The sequence below is a fragment of the Hymenobacter sp. CRA2 genome, from assembly GCF_002007105.1.
Lineage (GTDB): Bacteria > Bacteroidota > Bacteroidia > Cytophagales > Hymenobacteraceae > Solirubrum.
In genome coordinates, this window is the sequence record NZ_MVBC01000014.1 from 21564 (window position 1) to 40861 (window position 19298).

At 63.6% G+C, this 19298-nt stretch carries 14 protein-coding genes; 6 read left to right on the forward strand and 8 right to left on the reverse strand.

The window, feature by feature from the left end; genetic code table 11:
- Positions 1-33: 33 nt before the first annotated feature.
- From B0919_RS19520 to B0919_RS19535, 4 genes are all read right to left on the reverse strand, one after another.
- Positions 34-867, reverse strand: a complete 834-nt coding sequence (locus B0919_RS19520; protein WP_078013973.1) for a hypothetical protein — start codon at positions 865-867, stop codon at positions 34-36.
- Complete coding sequence (locus B0919_RS25975) at positions 864-2318, reverse strand: AAA family ATPase (protein ID WP_078013974.1); 1455 nt, start codon at positions 2316-2318, stop codon at positions 864-866. Before B0919_RS25975 ends, B0919_RS19520 begins: the two co-directional genes overlap by 4 nt.
- A 298-nt stretch (positions 2319-2616) precedes the next feature.
- On the reverse strand, positions 2617-3048 hold the full coding sequence (locus B0919_RS19530) for an HU family DNA-binding protein (protein ID WP_078013975.1): 432 nt from the start codon (positions 3046-3048) through the stop codon (positions 2617-2619).
- A 325-nt stretch (positions 3049-3373) separates the two neighbouring features.
- The gene (locus B0919_RS19535; protein WP_078013976.1) at positions 3374-3982 is read right to left on the reverse strand and encodes an NTP transferase domain-containing protein; all 609 of its coding nucleotides are present in this window, start codon (positions 3980-3982) and stop codon (positions 3374-3376) included.
- 186 nt (positions 3983-4168) lie between these two features.
- Here B0919_RS19535 and B0919_RS19540 point away from each other — a divergent pair, with 186 nt between their 5' ends.
- From B0919_RS19540 to B0919_RS19565, 6 genes are all read left to right on the forward strand, one after another.
- The gene (locus tag B0919_RS19540) at positions 4169-4810 is read left to right on the forward strand and encodes a (2Fe-2S)-binding protein (RefSeq protein ID WP_078013977.1); all 642 of its coding nucleotides are present in this window, start codon (positions 4169-4171) and stop codon (positions 4808-4810) included.
- Between the two features lie 11 nt (positions 4811-4821).
- Positions 4822-5805, forward strand: a complete 984-nt coding sequence (locus tag B0919_RS19545; RefSeq protein ID WP_078013978.1) for an FAD binding domain-containing protein — start codon at positions 4822-4824, stop codon at positions 5803-5805.
- Positions 5806-5812: 7 nt separating this feature from the next.
- On the forward strand, positions 5813-8062 hold the full coding sequence (locus B0919_RS19550) for a xanthine dehydrogenase family protein molybdopterin-binding subunit (protein ID WP_078013979.1): 2250 nt from the start codon (positions 5813-5815) through the stop codon (positions 8060-8062).
- A gap of 193 nt (positions 8063-8255) precedes the next feature.
- The gene (locus B0919_RS19555; protein WP_078013980.1) at positions 8256-9563 is read left to right on the forward strand and encodes a chloride channel protein; all 1308 of its coding nucleotides are present in this window, start codon (positions 8256-8258) and stop codon (positions 9561-9563) included.
- 297 nt (positions 9564-9860) lie between these two features.
- Positions 9861-13397, forward strand: a complete 3537-nt coding sequence (locus B0919_RS19560; RefSeq protein ID WP_078013981.1) for a LamG-like jellyroll fold domain-containing protein — start codon at positions 9861-9863, stop codon at positions 13395-13397.
- A 15-nt stretch (positions 13398-13412) separates the two neighbouring features.
- Positions 13413-13622, forward strand: a complete 210-nt coding sequence (locus tag B0919_RS19565) for a PID-CTERM protein-sorting domain-containing protein (protein WP_078013982.1) — start codon at positions 13413-13415, stop codon at positions 13620-13622.
- Positions 13623-13694: 72 nt separating this feature from the next.
- On the opposite strand, the gene preA is transcribed toward B0919_RS19565, so the two are convergent.
- The 4 genes from preA to hydA all read right to left on the reverse strand — a co-directional run bounded on the left by preA (position 13695) and on the right by hydA (position 19218).
- The gene (preA, locus tag B0919_RS19570; protein WP_078013983.1) at positions 13695-15113 is read right to left on the reverse strand and encodes an NAD-dependent dihydropyrimidine dehydrogenase subunit PreA; all 1419 of its coding nucleotides are present in this window, start codon (positions 15111-15113) and stop codon (positions 13695-13697) included.
- A 144-nt stretch (positions 15114-15257) separates the two neighbouring features.
- Entirely contained in the window at positions 15258-16586 is a 1329-nt protein-coding gene (locus tag B0919_RS19575) for an FAD-dependent oxidoreductase (protein ID WP_078013984.1), read from the reverse strand.
- A 176-nt stretch (positions 16587-16762) separates the two neighbouring features.
- On the reverse strand, positions 16763-17620 hold the full coding sequence (locus tag B0919_RS19580; protein ID WP_254846626.1) for a nitrilase-related carbon-nitrogen hydrolase: 858 nt from the start codon (positions 17618-17620) through the stop codon (positions 16763-16765).
- 218 nt (positions 17621-17838) lie between these two features.
- Complete coding sequence (gene hydA, locus B0919_RS19585; protein ID WP_254846627.1) at positions 17839-19218, reverse strand: dihydropyrimidinase; 1380 nt, start codon at positions 19216-19218, stop codon at positions 17839-17841.
- Between the last annotated feature and the right edge of the window lie 80 nt (positions 19219-19298).

The window sequence follows — 19298 nt, forward strand, 5'->3', positions numbered from 1 at the left end:
GGAATTGGCCGGGGCGGTTGTGGGCCGTCGAGGCTAGTGGCCCAGCGGCGGCCATAGTTCCGGGAAGTTAGCCCGCACCATGCCGGCGTACTGTTCCGTAGCGTGGGCAGCTTTTCGGTAGTCAAGCCGGGCTTGGGCTATCTTCCGGCCTAGCTCTTCCTCCGAGCCGTACGTTGCTATCAGCAGCTCCAGGTCCACGACGGGCGGATTATGGTCGAGGATACGCGCCAAGAACTCCTGGTTCCGCAGACAACGCAGGTAGTCGCGCCGGTAATCAAGCAGCTCTTTACGGTTCAGCCCGTAACCCACTATGGAGGCCCGGCCTTCCGGCGTGTGCCCTTTGGCTACTTCATCCTCAAAGGTGAGGTGCAAGGTCAGATCAGGCGTCACGGCAGGGTTCAGCAACAGGGGCCGCTCCTGCGTCAGGTCGTCGTGGTGGGTACGCGCCCGGCCCGCCGGGTCGTTGGCCAGCGGAAACAGCTGATGCTTCCGGATGCGGTTGCAGTCTTCGCAGGCATAGAGCAGGTTGCTCCATTCGTAGGCCAGCCAGTAGTAGCCGGGGCCCTGCACCAGCGCGGCGGCCGATTGACGGTAGCCGGCTTTGGGCCGGTAGTGCTCCACGTCGCCGGGGCTGCTGTGGCCGAAGCGGGCTTCGCAGTAGGCGCATTTGCCGTGCTGGTCTTCCTTGAGCCGCGCTTTCACGTCGCGGGCCGCGTAGATGCGCCGCAGGGGCTTCAGGGCCGGGGTGCCGGGCTGCTGGCAGGCGGCTTCGTCGGCGTCGTAGGTTTGCTCGAGCCGGGCGCGGGCCGCGCCGGCCTCCCGTTGCAGCGAGGCCGGCGCGACGGGGCTTTTCTGCACCGGAATCATGCGGCGGGCGCGTCGGAAGGGTTGCGGCCCAGCTTCTGCCGCAGCTGTTGCAGCACGGCGTTTACGTCGCGCTCCGAGGGCGTTTCGCCCAGGGGCTGCTGATCCAGCTCGGCGGTCAACTCTTGCAGGCGCTTCTTTTCGGCGGCCGTGCGGCGGGTTTTGCTGAGCAGGGCGGCGCGCTCGGCCAGCTTCTCTTCCGTAGCCAGGGAGCGGGCCGTTTCCAGGCCAAACAGTTCACTGGTCATAATCTGGTCGAGGCGCCAGCCGCGCACGTCCTCGGGGTTCTGGTGTACTTTGGTCTGGTCGCCCTCGCGTTTGAGCAGCACCACGTTGGCCCCGCCGGGCTGGTCGCCGGCGGCCTGCACCACCAGCGGGCTGTGAGCGGTAGCAATGAACTGGGTGTTCTTGAAGACGCCGCTGAGGAAGCCAATGAGCTTGCGCTGCCAGCTTGGGTGCAGGTGCAAATCAATTTCATCGATGAGCACGATGGCCGGCTCTTCCAGCGGGTTCGGGCTATCAGGGTAGCGGATGAACAGCTTGCTGGCAAAGTCCGTCAGCCACACGACCAGAGTTTGGTAGCCCAGGCTCATGTCGCGCAGGCGCACCCAATTATCAAAAAGTAGAAATTCTAGATTTATTTGAGGCTTTTGAGGTGTACCGGTTGAGGATATGCGCAACTCGGTTACACCTGGAAGAACTTTTTTAAGCATAGATTCAACCAGATTGCGTGCATTTTCTAATTGCTTAGCATTTCCACCTGCCAATCTACTTCCATAGTCAATATTCAAGAACCATTCTTGAGGATCAAGAAGAGCAGCTCGATCATCGAATAAACTAATATAACTGTCAGAGTTGCCATACACTTCTCCTATAGCAGAATTCCCTACTGTGCGACCAGCACCATACCCATAGCAAATTAACCCTAAAGACTTACTATCAACTAAGGAGTGTGCATTATAGACATGATCATTAACATAGGTGCAATTTATAGTAGCCATAGTATGATCTGTTGTAGCGTCATAGACATAGCTGCGTGAGAAGTCTTCAAGTCTCTTTCCTGTGCATGCAACATATTTTAGATTTGTAAATTCAGCTCTTTTATTTTCCTCATTGCGCAAAAGCAACCAGTCATGCCTCCAACCATCAAAATAAGATGTTGAGTAATATTCTGCTTGCCCTACTTTCCTTGCAGTATCTGTTTCAAAGGGTCTCCTACTTGGCATTAATGCTGCAAGGGATTTTAATATTGTTGTTTTACCTACACCATTATCACCGAGAATAATAGTCCATTGTGAAGGGACTCCATCGCCTAAATGATCTTCTGTGAATTCTTGATGTCTCACCCCACCTTCGGTAAAGTATATCGTCTGCTTTTCCCCGAAGCTGCGCACGTTTTCCAGGCTCAGCGAGAGGAAGTAAGCGGGGGGCGGCGCGGTGGTTTTCTTGGTCATAGTAAGAGCAGGTAAGTACGAAGCCGGACGGCGCAGCGGCGGCGGTTTCGGAACGAGGCAGGGCTGGGTGTAGAGACGCAACCTTGCGTCCCATCGTTGAACGATAACGCCCGCACGGCGCGGACGAGGAGACGCAAATATGCGTCTCTACAACTGGCCGGAACTGCATAGGCGCCAAAAATAACGGGCCTGCCGGTAGCGGCAGGCCCGTCGGTGGCTTTTGCAAGACATCCTAATGTCTGAGCTAAGACATCGGTATGTCTGAGGCAAGACATTAGGATGTCTTGGCGGAAGCGTCCTAGCTTTTCTTCCGGGACGCCGCCCGAGCCTGGGTGGCGGGCATGGGCGCACTCACCTTGCGCAGCTCGGCGCCCTGCATGGCCTGGTCAAAGAGCTTGCCGGGCCGAAACTGCACCCGCACGTTGTTGATAAGGGCCGCGTTGAACTCCTTTTCGGTGGCGGCGCCTTCGCCCTGCAGGCTCACGGAGAAGGAGCCGAAGTCGCCGAAGCGCACGATGCGGCCGGCGGCCAGCTCCTCAGGCACCGTCTGGAAGAAGGCTTCGAGCACGGCCATCACGTCGATGGTGCTGACGGTGCTCATCTGGTTGATGCGCTCGGCGATGCCGCGCACGGTGGTGTCGCCCTGCGAGCGGGCCGTGGCGTAGAATTTCTTGGGGTCGTTGGGCCGGGCGGGGTTGCCGCGCTCGGCCAGCGAATACTCGATGGGCATAGGAAATAAAGATGTTAGAAAGTTGAACCTAAATATATCACCCTCCCGGCACTTCCCACCGCTTCTTACCAGCTTTTCAACTATGTAACTAAAGTTGCAAGACTACAGCTAGCTCCCCTCCTCAGCTGAGGAGGGGTTGGGGGTGGTTGATGAGATTAAGGTTACTATCCGGCATCAGCACGCGAGATGTCTCGGCTGCGCTCGACATGACGTTCTGGGTTGAATGTGCTAAACCGGGGTCAACCACCCCTAGCCCCTCCTCAGCTGAGGAGGGGAACTAGCCCTAACCTTAACTCCAGGCTACTCCGCAACAGGGGATATTTATCTATTCCGTGGTTTCGCTCAGCAGCGCGGCGTACTGCTCGGGCGTGTCCACATCGGTGGCGGCGGGCGGGAAGGATATCAGGGCCAGCTCGTCGCCGAGGCGCTGCAGCAGGGGCTTGGCCCCGGCCGTGGCGGGCAGAGCCAGCAGTTGCGGCCACACCATACGCCCAAACACAGCCGGTACGCCTACGGCATCGGCGTAAGTGGTGGCCACGGGCAGGCCGCTCTGCCGCCAGGCCGTCAGCAGCTGGCCCAGCAGCGCGGGCGTGACGAGGGGCTGGTCGCTGAGCATGACCAGCACGGCGGCGGCTTCGGGAGCCGACTTTTCCACCGCACGCACCCCTACCCCGATGGACGTGCCAATGCCGGCCTCCCACACGTCGTTGTGCTCCAGCAGCACGGGCAGGTCGCGCACCTCGGCCGCCAGCTCCGCGTGCAGGGCCCCGGTGACCACGACGACGGGCTGGCAGCCGGCGGCCAGGGCCGTTTCGGCGGCGCGGCGCAATAGGGTGCTGCCCTGGTAGGGCAGCAGCTGCTTGGGCTGGCCCATGCGGGTGGAGGCGCCCGCGGCCAGCAGTACGGCCGCAATGGGGGGAATAGCTGGGCTCATCAGGAAAGGGTGCGAGTGGGTGGAATCGGGGCCTGAACGGAACGAAACGTACGGTGCTGCGTACGAAGAAAGTTTGCAGCAGGCAATTTCAGAATCTTGCCGACTGGCGCAGCCAAACCGGACGGCGCCGCGTCGGTTTTCTGCCTACGCACCCTTGTACGTCGATTATTAGCGAAACGCACCGCCATGGACAACGAAATGCCGCCGCAACCTGCCGCCGAGGGCTGCGGCCACAACGAAACCCGCCGTAACTTCCTGAAGCAGTCATCCTTGCTGACGGCACTGGCGCTGGCACCGGGCCCCATCCTCAAAGCCGCCGAAGCCGAGCTGGACGAAACCGTGGCTGCCGCCTTCGAGAAAGTACCGCTCAAGCTCGACGTGAACGGCAAGAAATACAAGCTGTCGGTGGAGCCGCGCACCACCTTGCTCGATCTGCTGCGCGAGCAGCTGCACCTGACCGGCACCAAAAAAGGCTGCGACTACGGCCAGTGCGGCGCCTGCACCGTGCACGTGGACGGCAAGCGCGTGAACAGCTGCCTGACGCTGGCCGTGATGCAGGACGGCAAGAAAGTCACCACCATCGAGGGCCTGGCCGACGGCGACAAGCTGCACCCCATGCAGGAGGCCTTCCTCAAGCACGACGGCTTTCAGTGCGGCTACTGCACACCGGGTCAGATCATGTCGGCCGTGGCCTGCATCCGCGAAGGGCACGCCGATTCGGAGGGCGAAATCAAGGAATACATGAGCGGCAACATCTGCCGCTGCGGCGCCTACCCCAACATCGTGGCGGCCATTCAGGAAGTGAAAAGCGGCGGTCAGAAAGTTTAAAGCGCAGCCCGATGAACCAGTTCCAATACCTACGGCCCACCAAGCCCAAAGCCGCCATCGACGCGCTGGCCCGCGACACCAACGCGCAGTTTATTGCCGGGGGCACCAACCTGCTCGACCTGATGAAGCGCGGCGTGATGGCCCCGCAGAAGCTCGTCGACATCAACAAGCTGCCGCTCGACAAGATCGAGAAGCAGAACGACAGCCTGCGCATCGGGGCGCTGGCCCTGAACAGCACCGTGGCCGAGGACAAGCTGGTGCTGGAGCGCCACCCGCTGCTGGCCCAGGCCCTGAACGCGGGCGCTTCGGCGCAGCTGCGCAACATGGCCACCGTGGGCGGCAACATGCTGCAGCGCACCCGCTGCCACTACTTCTACGACACGGCCCTGCCCTGCAACAAGCGCGAACCGGGCTCCGGCTGCGGCGCCCTGGAGGGCTTCAACCGCATGCACGCCATCTTCGGCTTCTCCGACAAGTGCATTGCCGTGCACCCCTCTGATATGAGCGTGGCCCTGGTGGCCCTGGATGCCGCCGTGCTGGTGAGCGGCCCCAAGGGCGACCGGCGCATTGCCTTCGCCGACTTTCACCGCCTGCCCGGCGACACCCCGCAGAAGGATACCAACCTGGAGCAGGGCGAGTTGATTACGGCCGTGGAAGTACCCGACAGCCCCTTCACCAAGAACGTGCACTACCTGAAGGTGCGCGAGCGGGCCTCCTACGCCTTCGCGCTGGTATCGGTAGCGGCGGCCCTGAGCCTGGACGGGCAAACCATCAAGGACGCGCGCCTGGCCATGGGCGGCGTGGCGCACAAGCCCTGGCGGCTCAGTGAAGCCGAGAAAAGCCTGATCGGCAAGCCGGCAACCGAGGCCACGTTCCGGCAGGCCGCCGACATAGCCATGCGCGGGGCCAAGGCCTTCAAGTACAACGAATACAAGCTCAAGCTGGCGCCCAACGCCATTGTGCAAGCCCTGAAAAACGCCGCTAGCGTGGCCTAAGCTCCCGATGAAAGAACAACTTCTGCAAGACGGAAAAGCGGTGGGCGACCGGCTCAGCCGCGTGGATGGCCGCCTGAAAGTGACGGGCGCCGCCAAGTACTCAGCCGAATACGAGCTACCGGGCCTGGTGCACGGCGTGCTGGTGGGCAGCACCGTGGCCAAGGGCCGCATCACCAGCATCGATACCAAGGCCGCCGAACGCGCGCCGGGCGTGCTGGCCGTCATCACGCACCTGAACTCGCCCAAGGTGCCGGGCTTCGCGGCCAAGAGCAACCCCGACGAGCCGCCGACCATCGGGCAGCCGCTGCGCGTGTTCTACGACGAGAAAATCTACTTCAACGACCAGCCCATTGCCCTGGTGGTGGCTGACACGCTGGAACGGGCGCGCTACGCGGCCAGACTGGTGAAGACGCAATACGCCGCCGAGCAGCACCGCACCAACTTCGAAGCCAACAAAAGCCGGGCTTTTCTGCCCACGCAGGCCAAGCGCAACCCCAAATCGGCGCAAAACGACTACACCCGCGGGCAGGCCGACGGCTACCAGAACGCCCCGGTGAAGCTCGAGGCTGAGTACGTGCACGAATCGGAGATGCACAACCCCATGGAGCTGCAAAGCATCATCGCGCACTGGGAAGCCCCCGACCGGCTCACGGTGTACGACAAGGTGCAGGCCGTGAAGGGCACGCAGCGGGCCTTTGCCAAGGACTGGGGCCTGCCCGAGGACCACGTGAAAGTCATTGCCACCTTCGTGGGCGGGGCTTTCGGCAACGGGCTGCACAACTGGCCCCACGAAACGGCGGCCATCATCGGGGCCAAGGTGACCAACCGGCCGGTGAAGGTGGTGCTCACGCGCGAGCAGATGTTTACGATGGTGGGCTACCGGCCCAAAACCTGGCAGCGCATCCAGATGGGCGCTACCAAGGACGGGAAACTGGTGGGCATCTCGCACGAATCGGTAGGCCAAACCTCGACCTACGAGGAGTTTACCGAGTCGACGGTGCAGCAGACGCGCATGATGTACGCTGCCCCGAATGTGAGCACGCGCTACCGCATCCTCGGGCTCGACATCAGCACGCCCATCTGGATGCGCGGCCCCGGCGAAGCCACCGGCGCTTTTGCGCTGGAGTCGGCCATCGACGAAATGGCCCACCTGATCGGCATGGACCCGCTGGAGTTCCGCCTGCGCAACCACACCGACACCGACCCGGAAAAGAACAAACCCTGGTCGACGAAGTACCTGAAAGAGTGCTTTCAGGCCGGCGCCGACCGCATCGGCTGGAACAAGCGGCAGCTCAAGCCCGGCGCCCTGCGCGAGGGCGACTGGCTGGTGGGCTACGGCATGGGTGTGGGCACCTTCGGGGCCAACCGCGGCTCGGCCAAGGCCCGTGCTGCGCTGCTGGCCGACGGCTCGGTGGTGCTGCAAAGCGCTACTACCGACATCGGCCCCGGTACCGGTACGGCCATGGTGCAGATTGCCTCGGATGCCTTGGGCCTGCCTACCGACAAGATTCGCTTTGAGCTGGGCAACTCGCTGTTTCCGCAGGCGCCTTCGCAGGGCGGCTCCTCCACGGTGAATACCGTGGGCTCGGCCGTGAACGACGCCTGCCTGGCCTTGAAAAAGAAGCTGCAGGAACTGGGCGGCACCTCCTTTGCCAACGTGCAGCCCGAGCAACTCACGCTGACGGGCGGGCAACTCGGGCTGAAGGCCAACGGTGGCCCGCGCATGTCCTTCGCCGATTTGCGCAAAGCCAACAACGGGCAGGACATCGAGGTGACCATTGAGTCGAAGCCCGACGGCTCGACGCGGCAGAACTACTCCATGTACTCCTTCTCGGTGCACTTCGCCGAGGTGAAGGTGCACACCATGACGGGCGAAGTACGCGTGACCAAAATGGTGTCGTGCGCCGACGCGGGCACCATCGTCAACCAGAAAACGGCCGGCAGCCAGATGATTGGCGGCGCCATCGGTGGCATCGGCATGGCCCTGACGGAAGGCGCGGTGATGGACGACCGATTCGGCCGCTACGTGACCAAGGACCTGGCCGACTACCACGTGCCCGTGCACGCCGACGCGCCACCAGTGGAGGTGTTTTTCGTGAACAAGCCCGACACGCTGGTGGACCCGCTGGGCACCAAGGGCATCGGCGAAATTGCCATTATCGGCGTGGCCCCGGCCATTACCAACGCCATCTTCAACGCCACCGGCAAGCGCATCCGGGAGCTGCCCATTACGCCGGATAAGGTGCTGCTGGCGTAGTAGCACGATTGGCCACTGTGTAGACATATGGCGCGTCATGCTGAGCTGGTCGAAGCACCTCTACCGAACGATTTCGTGCGAACGAAGCGGTAGAGATGCTTCGACCAGCTCAGCATGACGTTCTTTTTTAGCCCGCATGATAGCCGGCATATAGCAGCCTGCGCGAGTATTTTTGCCCGCTTTCTATCCGACATTGTCCACCACCGGCCCTACCACCCGGCGCCGCTCCCGCTGGCCCGACCCGCTGCCCCAACTGCTCTACCTACTGCGCTGGCTGCTGATCTGTGCCGTCGTCAGCGCGTTGGCAGGCACGGCGTCGGCGGGCTTTCTGGTGGCGCTGGACTGGACCACTCGCACCCGCGAAGCGCACCCGTGGCTGGTGCTGCTGTTGCCGCTGGGCGGTTTGCTGGTGGGTCTGCTCTACCACTATTTCGGCCAGAGCGTGGCCCGGGGCAACAACCAGCTCATCGAGGAAATCCACCGGCCGCGCGACGTGATTCCGCTGCGTATGGCCCCGCTGGTGCTGCTGGGTACCCTGCTCACGCACTTGGTGGGCGGCTCGGCGGGTCGCGAGGGCACGGCCGTGCAAATGGGCGGCGCCCTGGCCGATCAGCTTAGCCGCTGGCTGCGCCCCGGCGAGCGGCGCCTGCTGCTCATTGCCGGTATCAGCGCGGGGTTTGCGTCGGTGTTCGGCACGCCGCTGGCCGGGGCCGTGTTCGGGCTGGAAGTCTTCCTGATCGGCCGCCTGCGCTACGATGCGCTGCTGGCCAGCCTGCTGGCCGCTTTCGGCGCCGACTGGGTCACGCGTGCCTGGGGCGTGGGCCACACGCATTACCACGTGCCGGTAGTGCCGGCGCTGTCGGCGGCGGGCGTAGGCACGGCCTTGCTGCTGGGCCTGCTGAGCGGGCTCACGGCGCGAGGCTTCACGGCGGCGGTGCATGGCATTCAGGGCTGGTTCAGCCGTCGGATTGCGTGGCCGCCGTTGCGCCCAGTAGTGGGCGGGGCACTGCTGCTGGCGTTGGTGTGGCTGCTGAGCATCAGCCTAGTGCCGGATATCAGACGCTACCTTGGCCTCGGCGTGCCCACCATTGTGGCCGCGTTCGAAGCGCCCATGCCGTGGTACGGCTTCGCGCTGAAGCTGCTGCTGACTTCGCTCACGCTGGGCGCAGGCTTCAAGGGTGGCGAGGTGACGCCGCTGTTTTTCATGGGGGCAGCGCTGGGCTCGGCGTTGGCGGTGGTGCTGCCACTGCCGGTGGCTCTGCTGGCGGGCATGGGCTTCGTGGCCGTGTTCAGCGGGGCAGCCAATACCCCCCTGGCCTGCACGCTGATGGGTCTGGAGCTGTTTGGCCTGCCGGCGGCGCCTTACCTGGCATTGGCCTGCGTGGTGGCGTATCTGACTTCGGGTCACCGCGGCATCTACGGGGCGCAAGTGGTAGGCGAGGCCAAGCACCTGCGCTACGGCCGCGACTCCGGTCGGCCCCTCGCGCAGCTGCGCCGGTAAGGCTTGCGGACGTGGAGTTGCTGGCCGTGTAGCGCGAGCTTCAGCCCGCGCCTGCTAGTACGCCACCCGCCCGAACCATACTTCCCGGATAGCACTACCCTGACGGACGCGGGCTGAAGCCCGCGCTACATCGCGCTACACATCATTATGTGATGAGCCTGGCGCTTCAGAACCCAAACATGTCATTGCTGAGTGCAAACGGGCGCGGTTCCTTTGTGACGACTCCGTAGCAGCTGTTCCAGCCCCAACTGTGGCGGCTGCCTGGGGTCCCGACCAACGTCTGCCTTCCTCTCAGCTATGCACAAATCCTTACGACTGCTCGGCCTGCTGAGCACCTGGGGCGCCTACTCGGCCGCCGCTCAATGTCCAGCGCCTATGGTAACATCGTACGGCTCGGCTTCCGTTTGCAACGGCCAAGTGAGCCTGATTACTTCGCTCGGCACCAACCCCGTACGCTACGCCAGCTCGGTGCTGCGCTTCAGCTCGCAGTACAGCACCAGCAGCTGGGCCGCTGCCATGGCCACGGGCGCGCCCAACGTCTATCCCCAGTACGGCGACGCAAGCGAGGCCTGGGCCAGCGGCCCAGCCGACGGCACCCGCGAATACCTGGTGCTGCGCTTCGATAACCCGGCCCCGGCCAAGCGCATTCTGGTGTGGGAAACCTACAACCCCGGCGCCATCGACTCCATTTTCGTGCGCAACCCCACCACCAACGCCTGGGTGCCGGTGTACGTGGGCACGGCCGCCGCGGCGGGCTCAAATTCGCGCATCCTGAACATCAATTTCCCGCAAACGAGCTTTCCGGTGCGCGACGTGCGGATTGCCCTCAACTCGGCCGCGGTGCCGGGCTGGAACGAAATCGACGCGGTAGCCTTGTCCGAAGAAGCGGCCAGCTACCAGTGGGCCCGCAACGGCGTAGACCTGCCGGCCGGTACCACCGGCGCCAACGGTCCGGGCCTCGCCAACATCAGCACCACCGGCGCCTACTCGGTGCGCATGACCGACGACGCGGGCTGCACGGCTTCCTCGGCGCCCTTCAACGTGATGGCCGACACGCCGCCGAGCCTGAGCGTGTCGCCGAGCGGCAGCACCACCATTTGCTCGGGCGGCTCGGCCACGCTCACGGCCACGGCCACCAACGGTACGGCCTCGGTGGCCGGCCGCGGCCTGCGCTTCGACGGCACCGACGAGCAAGCCAGTGTGCCTGCCAGCGCCAGCCTCAACCTGAGCGCGGCCCTGACGGTGGAGGCGTGGATCAACCCCGTGGGCACGGGTTCCACCATCCAGAGCGTGGCCAGCAAATCGACGCAGAGCGTCAACTCGGGCTACATCTTCCCGCGCACCGACGCCCGCTGGGACGATTTGAGCGTGTGGCTGCACATCGGCGGCACGTGGCGCGTGTTTTCGGTGCCATACACGGCCTACAAGGGCAGCTGGCACCACGTGGCGGCCACCTACGACGGCAACCTGGTAAAAATTTTCATCGACGGGGCGAAGGTGCTGGAGCAGGCTCAGACGGGTGCCGTCAGCACCAACGCCAACGGGCTGACGCTGGGCAATCAGCCCGGCTACGGCGAGTATTACAACGGTCAGCTGGATGAGCTGCGCCTGTGGAATGTGGCCCGCACCGAGGCCCAGGTGCAGGCCGACTACAACAAAACCGTGCTGGCTACGCAGCTGGGCCTGGTAGCCTATTACCGCCTCGACGAAGGCTCGGGCTCGGCCTTTACCGACTTTACCGCCAACGCCAACCACGGCACGCTTGGCAGCGGCAGCACCACCCCGGCGTGGATCAACAATACGGCCACCATCCGCCAGGGGCTGGCCTATAGCTGGACGCCCGCCGCGGGCCTGAATGTCACCGCCGGCGGCGCCGTGCTGGCCAACCCGACGGCCACCACCTCCTACCGCGTACGGGCCACCAACGTGAACAGCGGCTGCTACACCGAGGCCACCGTGACGGTAAACGTGGGCGGCGCCTTCACGTGGAGCGGCGCGGTCAGCTCCGACTGGAACACGCCCGCCAACTGGGCCTGCGGCGTGGTGCCCACCGCCAACGACAACATCAGCATCCCGGCCGGCATGACGCGCTACCCCGTCATCAGCGCCAACGCCGCGGTGGGCAGCATCACCATCGAAAGCGGCGGGCGGCTGACCGTGACCGGCGGCACCTTCAGCGTGATGGGCCAGTTCATGAACAGCGGCCTGTTCAGCCAGACCGGCGGCACGGTGGCCATGCAAGGCGCCACCGCCGACGACATCGGCGGCACGGGCAACACCGACTTCGGCAACCTGAGCATCGGGGCGGGCGGCGCGCGGCTGATGGCGCCGGTGCAGGTACACGGCTTGCTCACGCTGGCCGGCAACCTGAACACCAACGGCCAGATGCTCACGCTGCTCTCCAACTCCGCTGGCACGGCTGCGGTGTACAACAACGGCGGCGTGGTGCAGGGCACCGCCACGGTGCAGCGCTGGATTGACCCGGCCCTGAACCCCGGCGCCGGCTACCGCCACTTCGCGGCGCCCGTCAGCGGCTCGACGGTGGTAGACTTGAGCACTGGCAGCTTCGTACCGGTCGTGAATCCGGCCTATAACGGCGCCACCAACCCCGGCGCGGTGACGCCCTTCCCTACCGTGTTCGGCTACGACGAAGTGCGCCTGCAGCCCGGCCCGAGCAACGTGTTCGATACCGGTTGGTACTCGCCGGCCAGCCTAGGCGACGCCCTCACGCCCGGCCGCGGCTACACCGTGCAGCTCGCGCCGCAAACTGTGGACTTCGTGGGCACCCTGAACAACGGCGCGGTGAACATTCCGCTGACGCGCGGCGCGGCTGCCCAGGGCTGGAACCTGGTGGGCAACCCCTACCCTTCGCCGCTTGACTGGGACCAGGTGGCGCGCCCGGCCAGCATCGACGCGGCTGCCTACGTGTACCGCTCCACCAGTCCCTACGCGGGCGGCTACCAAAGCTACGTCAACGGCGTGGGGGCACCTGGCTCGCACCTCATTGCCATGGGCCAGGGCTTCTTCGTGCGAGCTAACAGCGGCGCGCCCACGCTGGCCCTGACCAACAGCGCCCGCGTAACCACCTTGGAAAATCCGGCCCTGAACCGCACCCAGGAAACCCGGCCGCTCCTGGCCCTGGCCTTGCGCCTCACGGGCGGCAGTACGGCCCACGAGGACGTACTCTACGTGTACCAGCAAGCTGGCGCTACCACGGGCTTCGACGGCGCCTACGACGCCCTGAAGCTGCAGCTCAACAGCGGCCAGCAGCCCACGCTTTACCAGCAGGCCGGCACGGATGCATTGTCGATTCAGGGCCTGCCGACGGGTAATCAGCCCCTGGATCTGCCGCTGGCCGTGAATGCTGCGGTGGCCGGCAGCTACACCTTCACGCCCCAGCAGCTTGTCAATTTCGACGCCAGCGCCCAACTGTGGTTGGAAGACCGACAGACCGGCGCCTGGCACAACCTGCGCCAAGGCGACTACGCCGCCCAGCTCCCGGCCGGCCTGCACCCCACGCGCTTCGTGCTGCACCTGAATGCCCAACGGCCGCTGTCCAGCCAACCCAACCGCCTCACCGGCGCTGCGCTGCAGGTGTACCCAAACCCGACCAACGGCCGTGAGGTAACTCTGTCGGCGGCGGGCCTGACGGGCCACAGCGCCGAGCTGCGGCTGGTGAACAGCTTGGGCCAGGTGGTGCGCCAGGAAACGGCTCCCCTCACGGGCCACCTGCTCGAACGCGCCCTGCCGGTGCAACAGCTGCCCGCCGGCGTGTACACCGTGCAAGTGCGCACCGCCGCCGGCACCCTCACCCGCAAACTGGTGCTCAACTAACCTCCGCTTGCCTTGATGAAACGTGCATTTCTCCTTCTGCTTCCACTGTTGGCCGTAGTCGGCGCAGCTTCCGCCCAGGGCCCGGGCTCAGGCGGCCCTACGCCCGGCCCGGTTACGCCTCCACCCGACCCAACGGCCGTGCCCATCGACGGCGGCGCTTCATTGCTGCTCGCGGGCGGCGCCACGTACGCCGTAGCGCGCCTGCGCAAGCGCCGACAACGATAATCTGAACATAAAACGGCCGCCCGGGTTCGGGCGGCCGTTCTTGTTTTGGGCCTTCCTCGCGGCCCCGCTCCATCAGGAGGCGCTGAGCACGTCGGTAGCCGTGGGCGCCGACACCGTGGCTTCTTGGGGGCTGCCCAGGGCGCGGGCTTTGCCGGGGAGCGTCTTGTGACGCTCCTTGCCCAGGGCCGCCACCGGCTCGGGCACCCAGTGGTGCAGGCCACCGGCCCGGTCATCGTTGAAAGTCACGGGGATGGTACCGGCCTCGGTACGCTCTTTCCAGGTCAGGTGCTCGGTGGCGTCGTCGCGGCGCTCCATGGTGATGCACTGCTCCACCGGGCACACCAGGGAGCAGAGGTTGCAGCCCACGCAGTTTTGCTCGATAATGGCCGGCACGCGGGTGCCTTCCTGCAGCCGAATGGCCTGATGGGCGCCGTCTTCGCAGGCCGTGTAGCACAGCTGGCAGCCGATGCACTTGTCCTCGTGGATGTGGGCCTTCACCTGGTATTTCAGGTTCAGATCTTCCCAGTGCCTGACATTCGGCAGGGCCTTGCCCACGAAGTCGTAAATGGTCTGGAAGCCCTTCTCCGTCATGTACTGCTCCAGCCCGGCTGTCATTTCACGAATGATGCCGAAGCCAAAGTGCATGGCCGCCGTGCACACCTGTACCGACGAGGCCCCAAGCAGGATATGCTCCACCGCGTCGCGCCAGTTTTCGATGCCGCCGATGCCCGAAATGGGCAGGCGCACGTTGGGGTCCTGGGCGCAGTTCTTCACCATGTTCAGCGCAATGGGCTTCACTGCCGGCCCGCAGTAACCGCCGTTGGTGCCCTGCCCGTCGACGATGGGGTACGGCGCAAACTTGTCCAGATCCACGCCCACGATGCTCTGAATCGTGTTGATGAGCGAGATGGCGTCGGCGCCGCCGGCGCGGGCGGCGCGGGCCGGCTCGGTGATATCCGAAATGTTGGGCGTGAGCTTGACGATAACCGGAATCCGGGCCACTTCCATCACCCATTCCACGATGGTTTTGAGCACTTCCGGCTCTTGCCCCACGGCCGAGCCCATGCCCCGCTCGCACATGCCATGCGGGCAGCCAAAGTTCAGCTCGATGCCGTCGGCGCCGGCGTTGGTCACGTCGCGCACGATGTCGTGCCACTCCTGCCGGCTCTGCACCATCAGGGAGGCAATAACGGCGTGGTGGGGGAAGAACTTCTTGACTTCCTCGATTTCGCGCAGGTTATCCGCGAGCGGACGGTCCGAAATCAGCTCGATGTTGTTGAAGCCGATGAGGCGCTTGTCGCGGTAATTTACCCCGCCGTAGCGGCTCGACACGTTCACCACGGGCACGCCCAGGGTCTTCCACACGGCTCCGCCCCAGCCCGCATCGAAGGCTTTCATCACCTGGTAGCCGGAGTTGGTAGGCGGCGCCGAAGCCAGCCAGAACGGGTTCGGCGACTTGATGCCGGCAAAGTTTATGGAAAGATCAGGCATGGTGGTTTGTTTAGTAGAACGTCATGCCGAGCGCAGCCGAGGCATCTCGCGTGCTGACGTTGGAGGATAATGTTCTGGTGAAGGGAGTTACTGTCAGCCATCAGCACGCGAGATGTGTCGACAAGCTCGGCATGACGTTCGGCTTCAGTTACCGCTCAGAAACTCGTGAATGCCCCGGGCCGTCTGCTTGGCTTCGGCGGCGGCGTTGACCACCTCGGCCCCGCCGTTCAGCGCGTCGCCGGAGGCGAAATACCTTGGGTTCGAGGTCTGCCCGGTGCGGGTATCGGCCACGATGCGGCCTTTCCCATCCAGCTGCAAACCCGGAATCAGATGCAGAAAGCCGGTCTGCTTGGCCTGGCCGGTGGCTTTGATGACCATGTCACAGGGCTCCACGAACTCCGAACCGGGCACAATCTGTACCTGCCCGTCGAGGGTGGCCGTGCGAATAAACCGGACACCCTCCACTTTGCCGTTTCCCACGATTTCCACCGGCGCCACGTTGAACAGGCCCTTCACGCCTGCGCCCTTTGCCAGGTCGTACTCGAACCCGTAGGCCCCCATTTCGCCCTTGCCGCGGCGGTAAGCGAGGGTAACGTCCTCCGCCCCCAGCCGCGCCGATTCGGAGGCCGCGTCCATGGCTGTGTTGCCGCCGCCGAGCACGATGACCTTGCGGCCCACCGCTACGTGCTGGTGCTCCGTGCGCAGCTGCTCGATAAACTCCACCGCCCCCACGCAGTTCGTGCGCTCCTCCCCGGGCAGCAGCAGGGCATTCGTCGCGCCCAGCCCGATACCCAGGAAGATGGCGTCGTACTCGTCTTCCAGCCGCTGCAGCTCCTCACGGGTGCTGATGCGGTGGTTGTAGTGCACGCGGTAGCCGAATTGCTGCTCCAGATAGTCCATTTCGGCCAGCGCCTCGGCATTGGTGATTTTGTAAGGTGCCACGCCGTATAGGGTCAGCCCCGAAGGCTGCTCGCGGGCTTCAAACACATCCACCGCGTAGCCCAAAGCGCGCAACTCGCAGGCGCAGCTGATGCCCGCCGGCCCGGCCCCGATAACCGCCACCTTGCGCCCGTTGGCCGGCCCCGGCCCGAATAGGTGTTTGCCGCTGTCGATGACCTTGCGCGTCGCGTGGCTTTGCAGCCGCCCGATTTCGATGGGCTTTTGGTCGTTGAGGTTGTACACGCAGGCGCCTTCGCACAAGACCTCCGTCGGGCACACCTTGCCGCAGGCGTTGCCGAAGTAATTGGCCTCGTAGATGGTTTTGGCCGCGCCGATGGTATTGCCGGTGTTGATCTGCCGGATAAACTGCGGAATATCGATACCGGATGGGCAAGCCTTGATGCAGGGCGCGTCGAAGCAAAACAGGCACCGCGAGCTTTCGTACAGCGCCTCGGTGTTGCTCATCAGCGGCTTGATCTGGGCAAAATTCGCCGCAAATTCCTGCTCGGTCGTGGGGGTCGGGTACTCGGCCATGGGGGTATGGCGTTGGTTGCGAAAGGAGAGAAAAAGTCGCAAGGCCTTCAGGTCGAGCGAAGCCGAGACATCTCACTCGGGAGGGAACCTCTTCGTTACACACGTTGATTACGACCCGGCGTCAGCACGCGAGATGTCTCGACTGCGCCCGACATGACGGTCTGTATATCATTAGCCTACAGTTCCACCAGCTTCTCGTAGGTTTCGGGGCGCCGGTCTCGAAAGAATTGCCAGGTGGCGCGCACTTCATCAATCATATCCAGGTCAAACTCGGCCACCAGCAGTTCGTCTTTGTATTCGTCGGCTTCGGCAATGATCTGGCCCCGGGGGTCGACGAAGTACGAGGTGCCGTAGAAGCGGCCCAGGTTCCAAGGCTTCTCCTCCCCCACCCGGTTGATGCAGCCCATGAAGTAGCCGTTGGCGGCGGCGTGGGCGGGCTGCTCCAGCTTCCAGAGGTACTGCGAGAGGCCGGCCACGGTGGCCGAGGGGTTGTACACGATTTCGGCTCCGTTCAGGCCCAGCACGCGCGCTCCGTCGGGGAAGTGCCGGTCGTAGCAGATGTACACGCCCACCTTGGCGTACTTGGTCTGGAATACCGGGTAGCCCAGGTTCCCGGGCTTGAAGAAGTACTTCTCCCAGAAGCCCGAGGTGTGCGGAATGTGATTCTTGCGGTACTTGCCCAGGTAGGTCCCGTCGGCGTCGATGACGGCGGCCGTGTTGTAGAGGAAGCCGGCTTGCTCCTTCTCGTACACCGGCACGATGATGACCATGTTGTGCTTCTTGGCGTACTCGGCCATGCGCTCGGTCGTGGGGCCGGGCACCGATTCGGCTGAGGCGTACCAGGCTTTGTCCTGGCCGGGGCAGAAGTACGGGGTGTTGAAGATTTCCTGCAGGCACAGAATCTGCACGCCCTGCCGCCCAGCTTCCTCAATCAACGGAATGTGCTTCTGCACCATCGCCTCCTTGATTTCCTCAATCGTGCCTTCGCCCTCGGTCATGGGCAGGCTCATCTGGATCAGGCCAGATTTAATCATTCTGGGCATTGGGGTACGCGGTTATTTGGTTGGGAAAGGATTTGCGGGCGGATGTGCCAGAAAATAGTTCTAGCTCCCTGCCTCAACTGAGGGGTCGGGGGTGGTGGAAAAACCAGAACTAAAAGGCTAGAGCTGGATGACGTTCAAATGACTAATCAACCGCCCCTGGCCCCTCCTCGTCCGAGGAGGGGAACTAGCTCTAACATGCTCCTATTAAGTTAATAAATAGTTGGCCCTCTGCGGATAAACTGCCCATATCCGCGCCCGACTTTGGTCTCGCCCGCGTCCACGGCCACCTGCCCGCGCAGCAGCACCGTCTCGATTTTGCCGGTCAGCTCCCAGCCTTCGTAGCCGGAGTAGTCCACGTTCATGTGGTGCGTTTCGGCCGAAATCCGGTGCTTCTTTTCGGGGTCGATGAGGACCAAATCCGCGTCGGCGCCGATGCTGATAGTGCCTTTGCGCGGAAACATGCCGAAGATTTTGGCTGCGTTGGTGCTCGTGACTTCCACGAATTTCTGCAGCGAAATACGGCCCTTATTGACGCCCTCCGAGAAAAGCAGTTCCATGCGATGTTCGATGGCCGGATGCCCGTTCGGAATCTTCGAAAAGTCGTCGGCGCCCATCTGCTTCTGCTCCCACATAAAGGGGCAGTGGTCGGTGCCCACCACCTGCACCAAGCCCTGGTTGATGCCCGCCCAGAGCGTCTGCTGGTCTTTTTTCTCGCGCAGCGGCGGCGACATCACCCACTTGGCGCCCTCAAAATCGTCGCCGTAGAGCGAAGCGTCGAGCAGCAGGTACTGAATGCAGGTTTCCACGAATACGCGCTGATTCCGCTCGGTGGCGCGGCGCACCTGGTTCAGGGCGCCCTCGCAGGTCAGGTGCACGATGTAGGCGTTGACGCCGGTGTAGTTGGCAATGTCGGTGAAGCGGCCGGAGGCTTCGGCCTCCGTCACTTCGGGCTGCGAGAGGTAGTGGTAGCGCGGCGTGCGCTTGCCCGCGGCCCGGTGCTGAGCAATGAGCGTGTCAATCATGTCGCCGTTGGTGGCGTGGGCCGTCACCAGCCCGCCGTGCTTGCGCACCTCCTGCATCAGGCCCACCATCTGCGCATCGTCAATCATGAGCGCGCCCTTGTAGGCCATGAAGGTTTTGAAGGAGGTAATGCCCTCGGCCACCATGTCCTTGATTTCCTCCTTGGTGCTCGGGTTGAAGTCCGTCACGGCCATGTGGAAGCTGTAGTCGCCCACGGCGGTGCCGGTGGCCCGGCCCTGCCACTCGGTCAGCGCCTCACGCAGCGAATGGCCCTGCTTCTGCAGTACGAAGTCGATAACGGTGGTGGTGCCGCCGTGCAGCGCGGCGCGGGTACCGGTTTCGTGGGTGTCGGAGCTGAAGGTGCCCATAAAGGGCATGTCGAGGTGCACGTGCGGGTCGATGCCGCCCGGCACGATGATTTTGCCGGTGGCGTCGATGAGTTCGGCACCGGCCGGCATCGGCAGGTTTTTCCCGATGGCGGCAATGGTTTCGCCGTCAACCAGGATGTCGCATACGCTGTCGGAATCGGCCGTCACGACGCGGCCATTTTTAATCAGCAAAGACACCATTCAGCAGAAAAAAATAAAGGCCGTTAACCGATGGAAAATATAGGTTTTTCCGCGCTGATTTCAATTTATCAAACGGTATA

Bases quoted from the DNA above. Each gene is read 5' to 3' on its own strand.
- B0919_RS19520 (WP_078013973.1), bottom strand. From the start codon at position 867: ATGATTCCGGTGCAGAAAAGCCCCGTCGCGCCGGCCTCGCTGCAACGG.
- B0919_RS25975 (WP_078013974.1), bottom strand. From the start codon at position 2,318: ATGACCAAGAAAACCACCGCGCCGCCCCCCGCTTACTTCCTCTCGCTG.
- B0919_RS19530 (WP_078013975.1), bottom strand. From the start codon at position 3,048: ATGCCCATCGAGTATTCGCTGGCCGAGCGCGGCAACCCCGCCCGGCCC.
- B0919_RS19535 (WP_078013976.1), bottom strand. From the start codon at position 3,982: ATGAGCCCAGCTATTCCCCCCATTGCGGCCGTACTGCTGGCCGCGGGC.
- B0919_RS19540 (WP_078013977.1), top strand. From the start codon at position 4,169: ATGGACAACGAAATGCCGCCGCAACCTGCCGCCGAGGGCTGCGGCCAC.
- B0919_RS19545 (WP_078013978.1), top strand. From the start codon at position 4,822: ATGAACCAGTTCCAATACCTACGGCCCACCAAGCCCAAAGCCGCCATC.
- B0919_RS19550 (WP_078013979.1), top strand. From the start codon at position 5,813: ATGAAAGAACAACTTCTGCAAGACGGAAAAGCGGTGGGCGACCGGCTC.
- B0919_RS19560 (WP_078013981.1), top strand. From the start codon at position 9,861: ATGCACAAATCCTTACGACTGCTCGGCCTGCTGAGCACCTGGGGCGCC.
- B0919_RS19565 (WP_078013982.1), top strand. From the start codon at position 13,413: ATGAAACGTGCATTTCTCCTTCTGCTTCCACTGTTGGCCGTAGTCGGC.
- preA (WP_078013983.1), bottom strand. From the start codon at position 15,113: ATGCCTGATCTTTCCATAAACTTTGCCGGCATCAAGTCGCCGAACCCG.
- B0919_RS19575 (WP_078013984.1), bottom strand. From the start codon at position 16,586: ATGGCCGAGTACCCGACCCCCACGACCGAGCAGGAATTTGCGGCGAAT.
- B0919_RS19580 (WP_254846626.1), bottom strand. From the start codon at position 17,620: ATGATTAAATCTGGCCTGATCCAGATGAGCCTGCCCATGACCGAGGGC.
- hydA (WP_254846627.1), bottom strand. From the start codon at position 19,218: ATGGTGTCTTTGCTGATTAAAAATGGCCGCGTCGTGACGGCCGATTCC.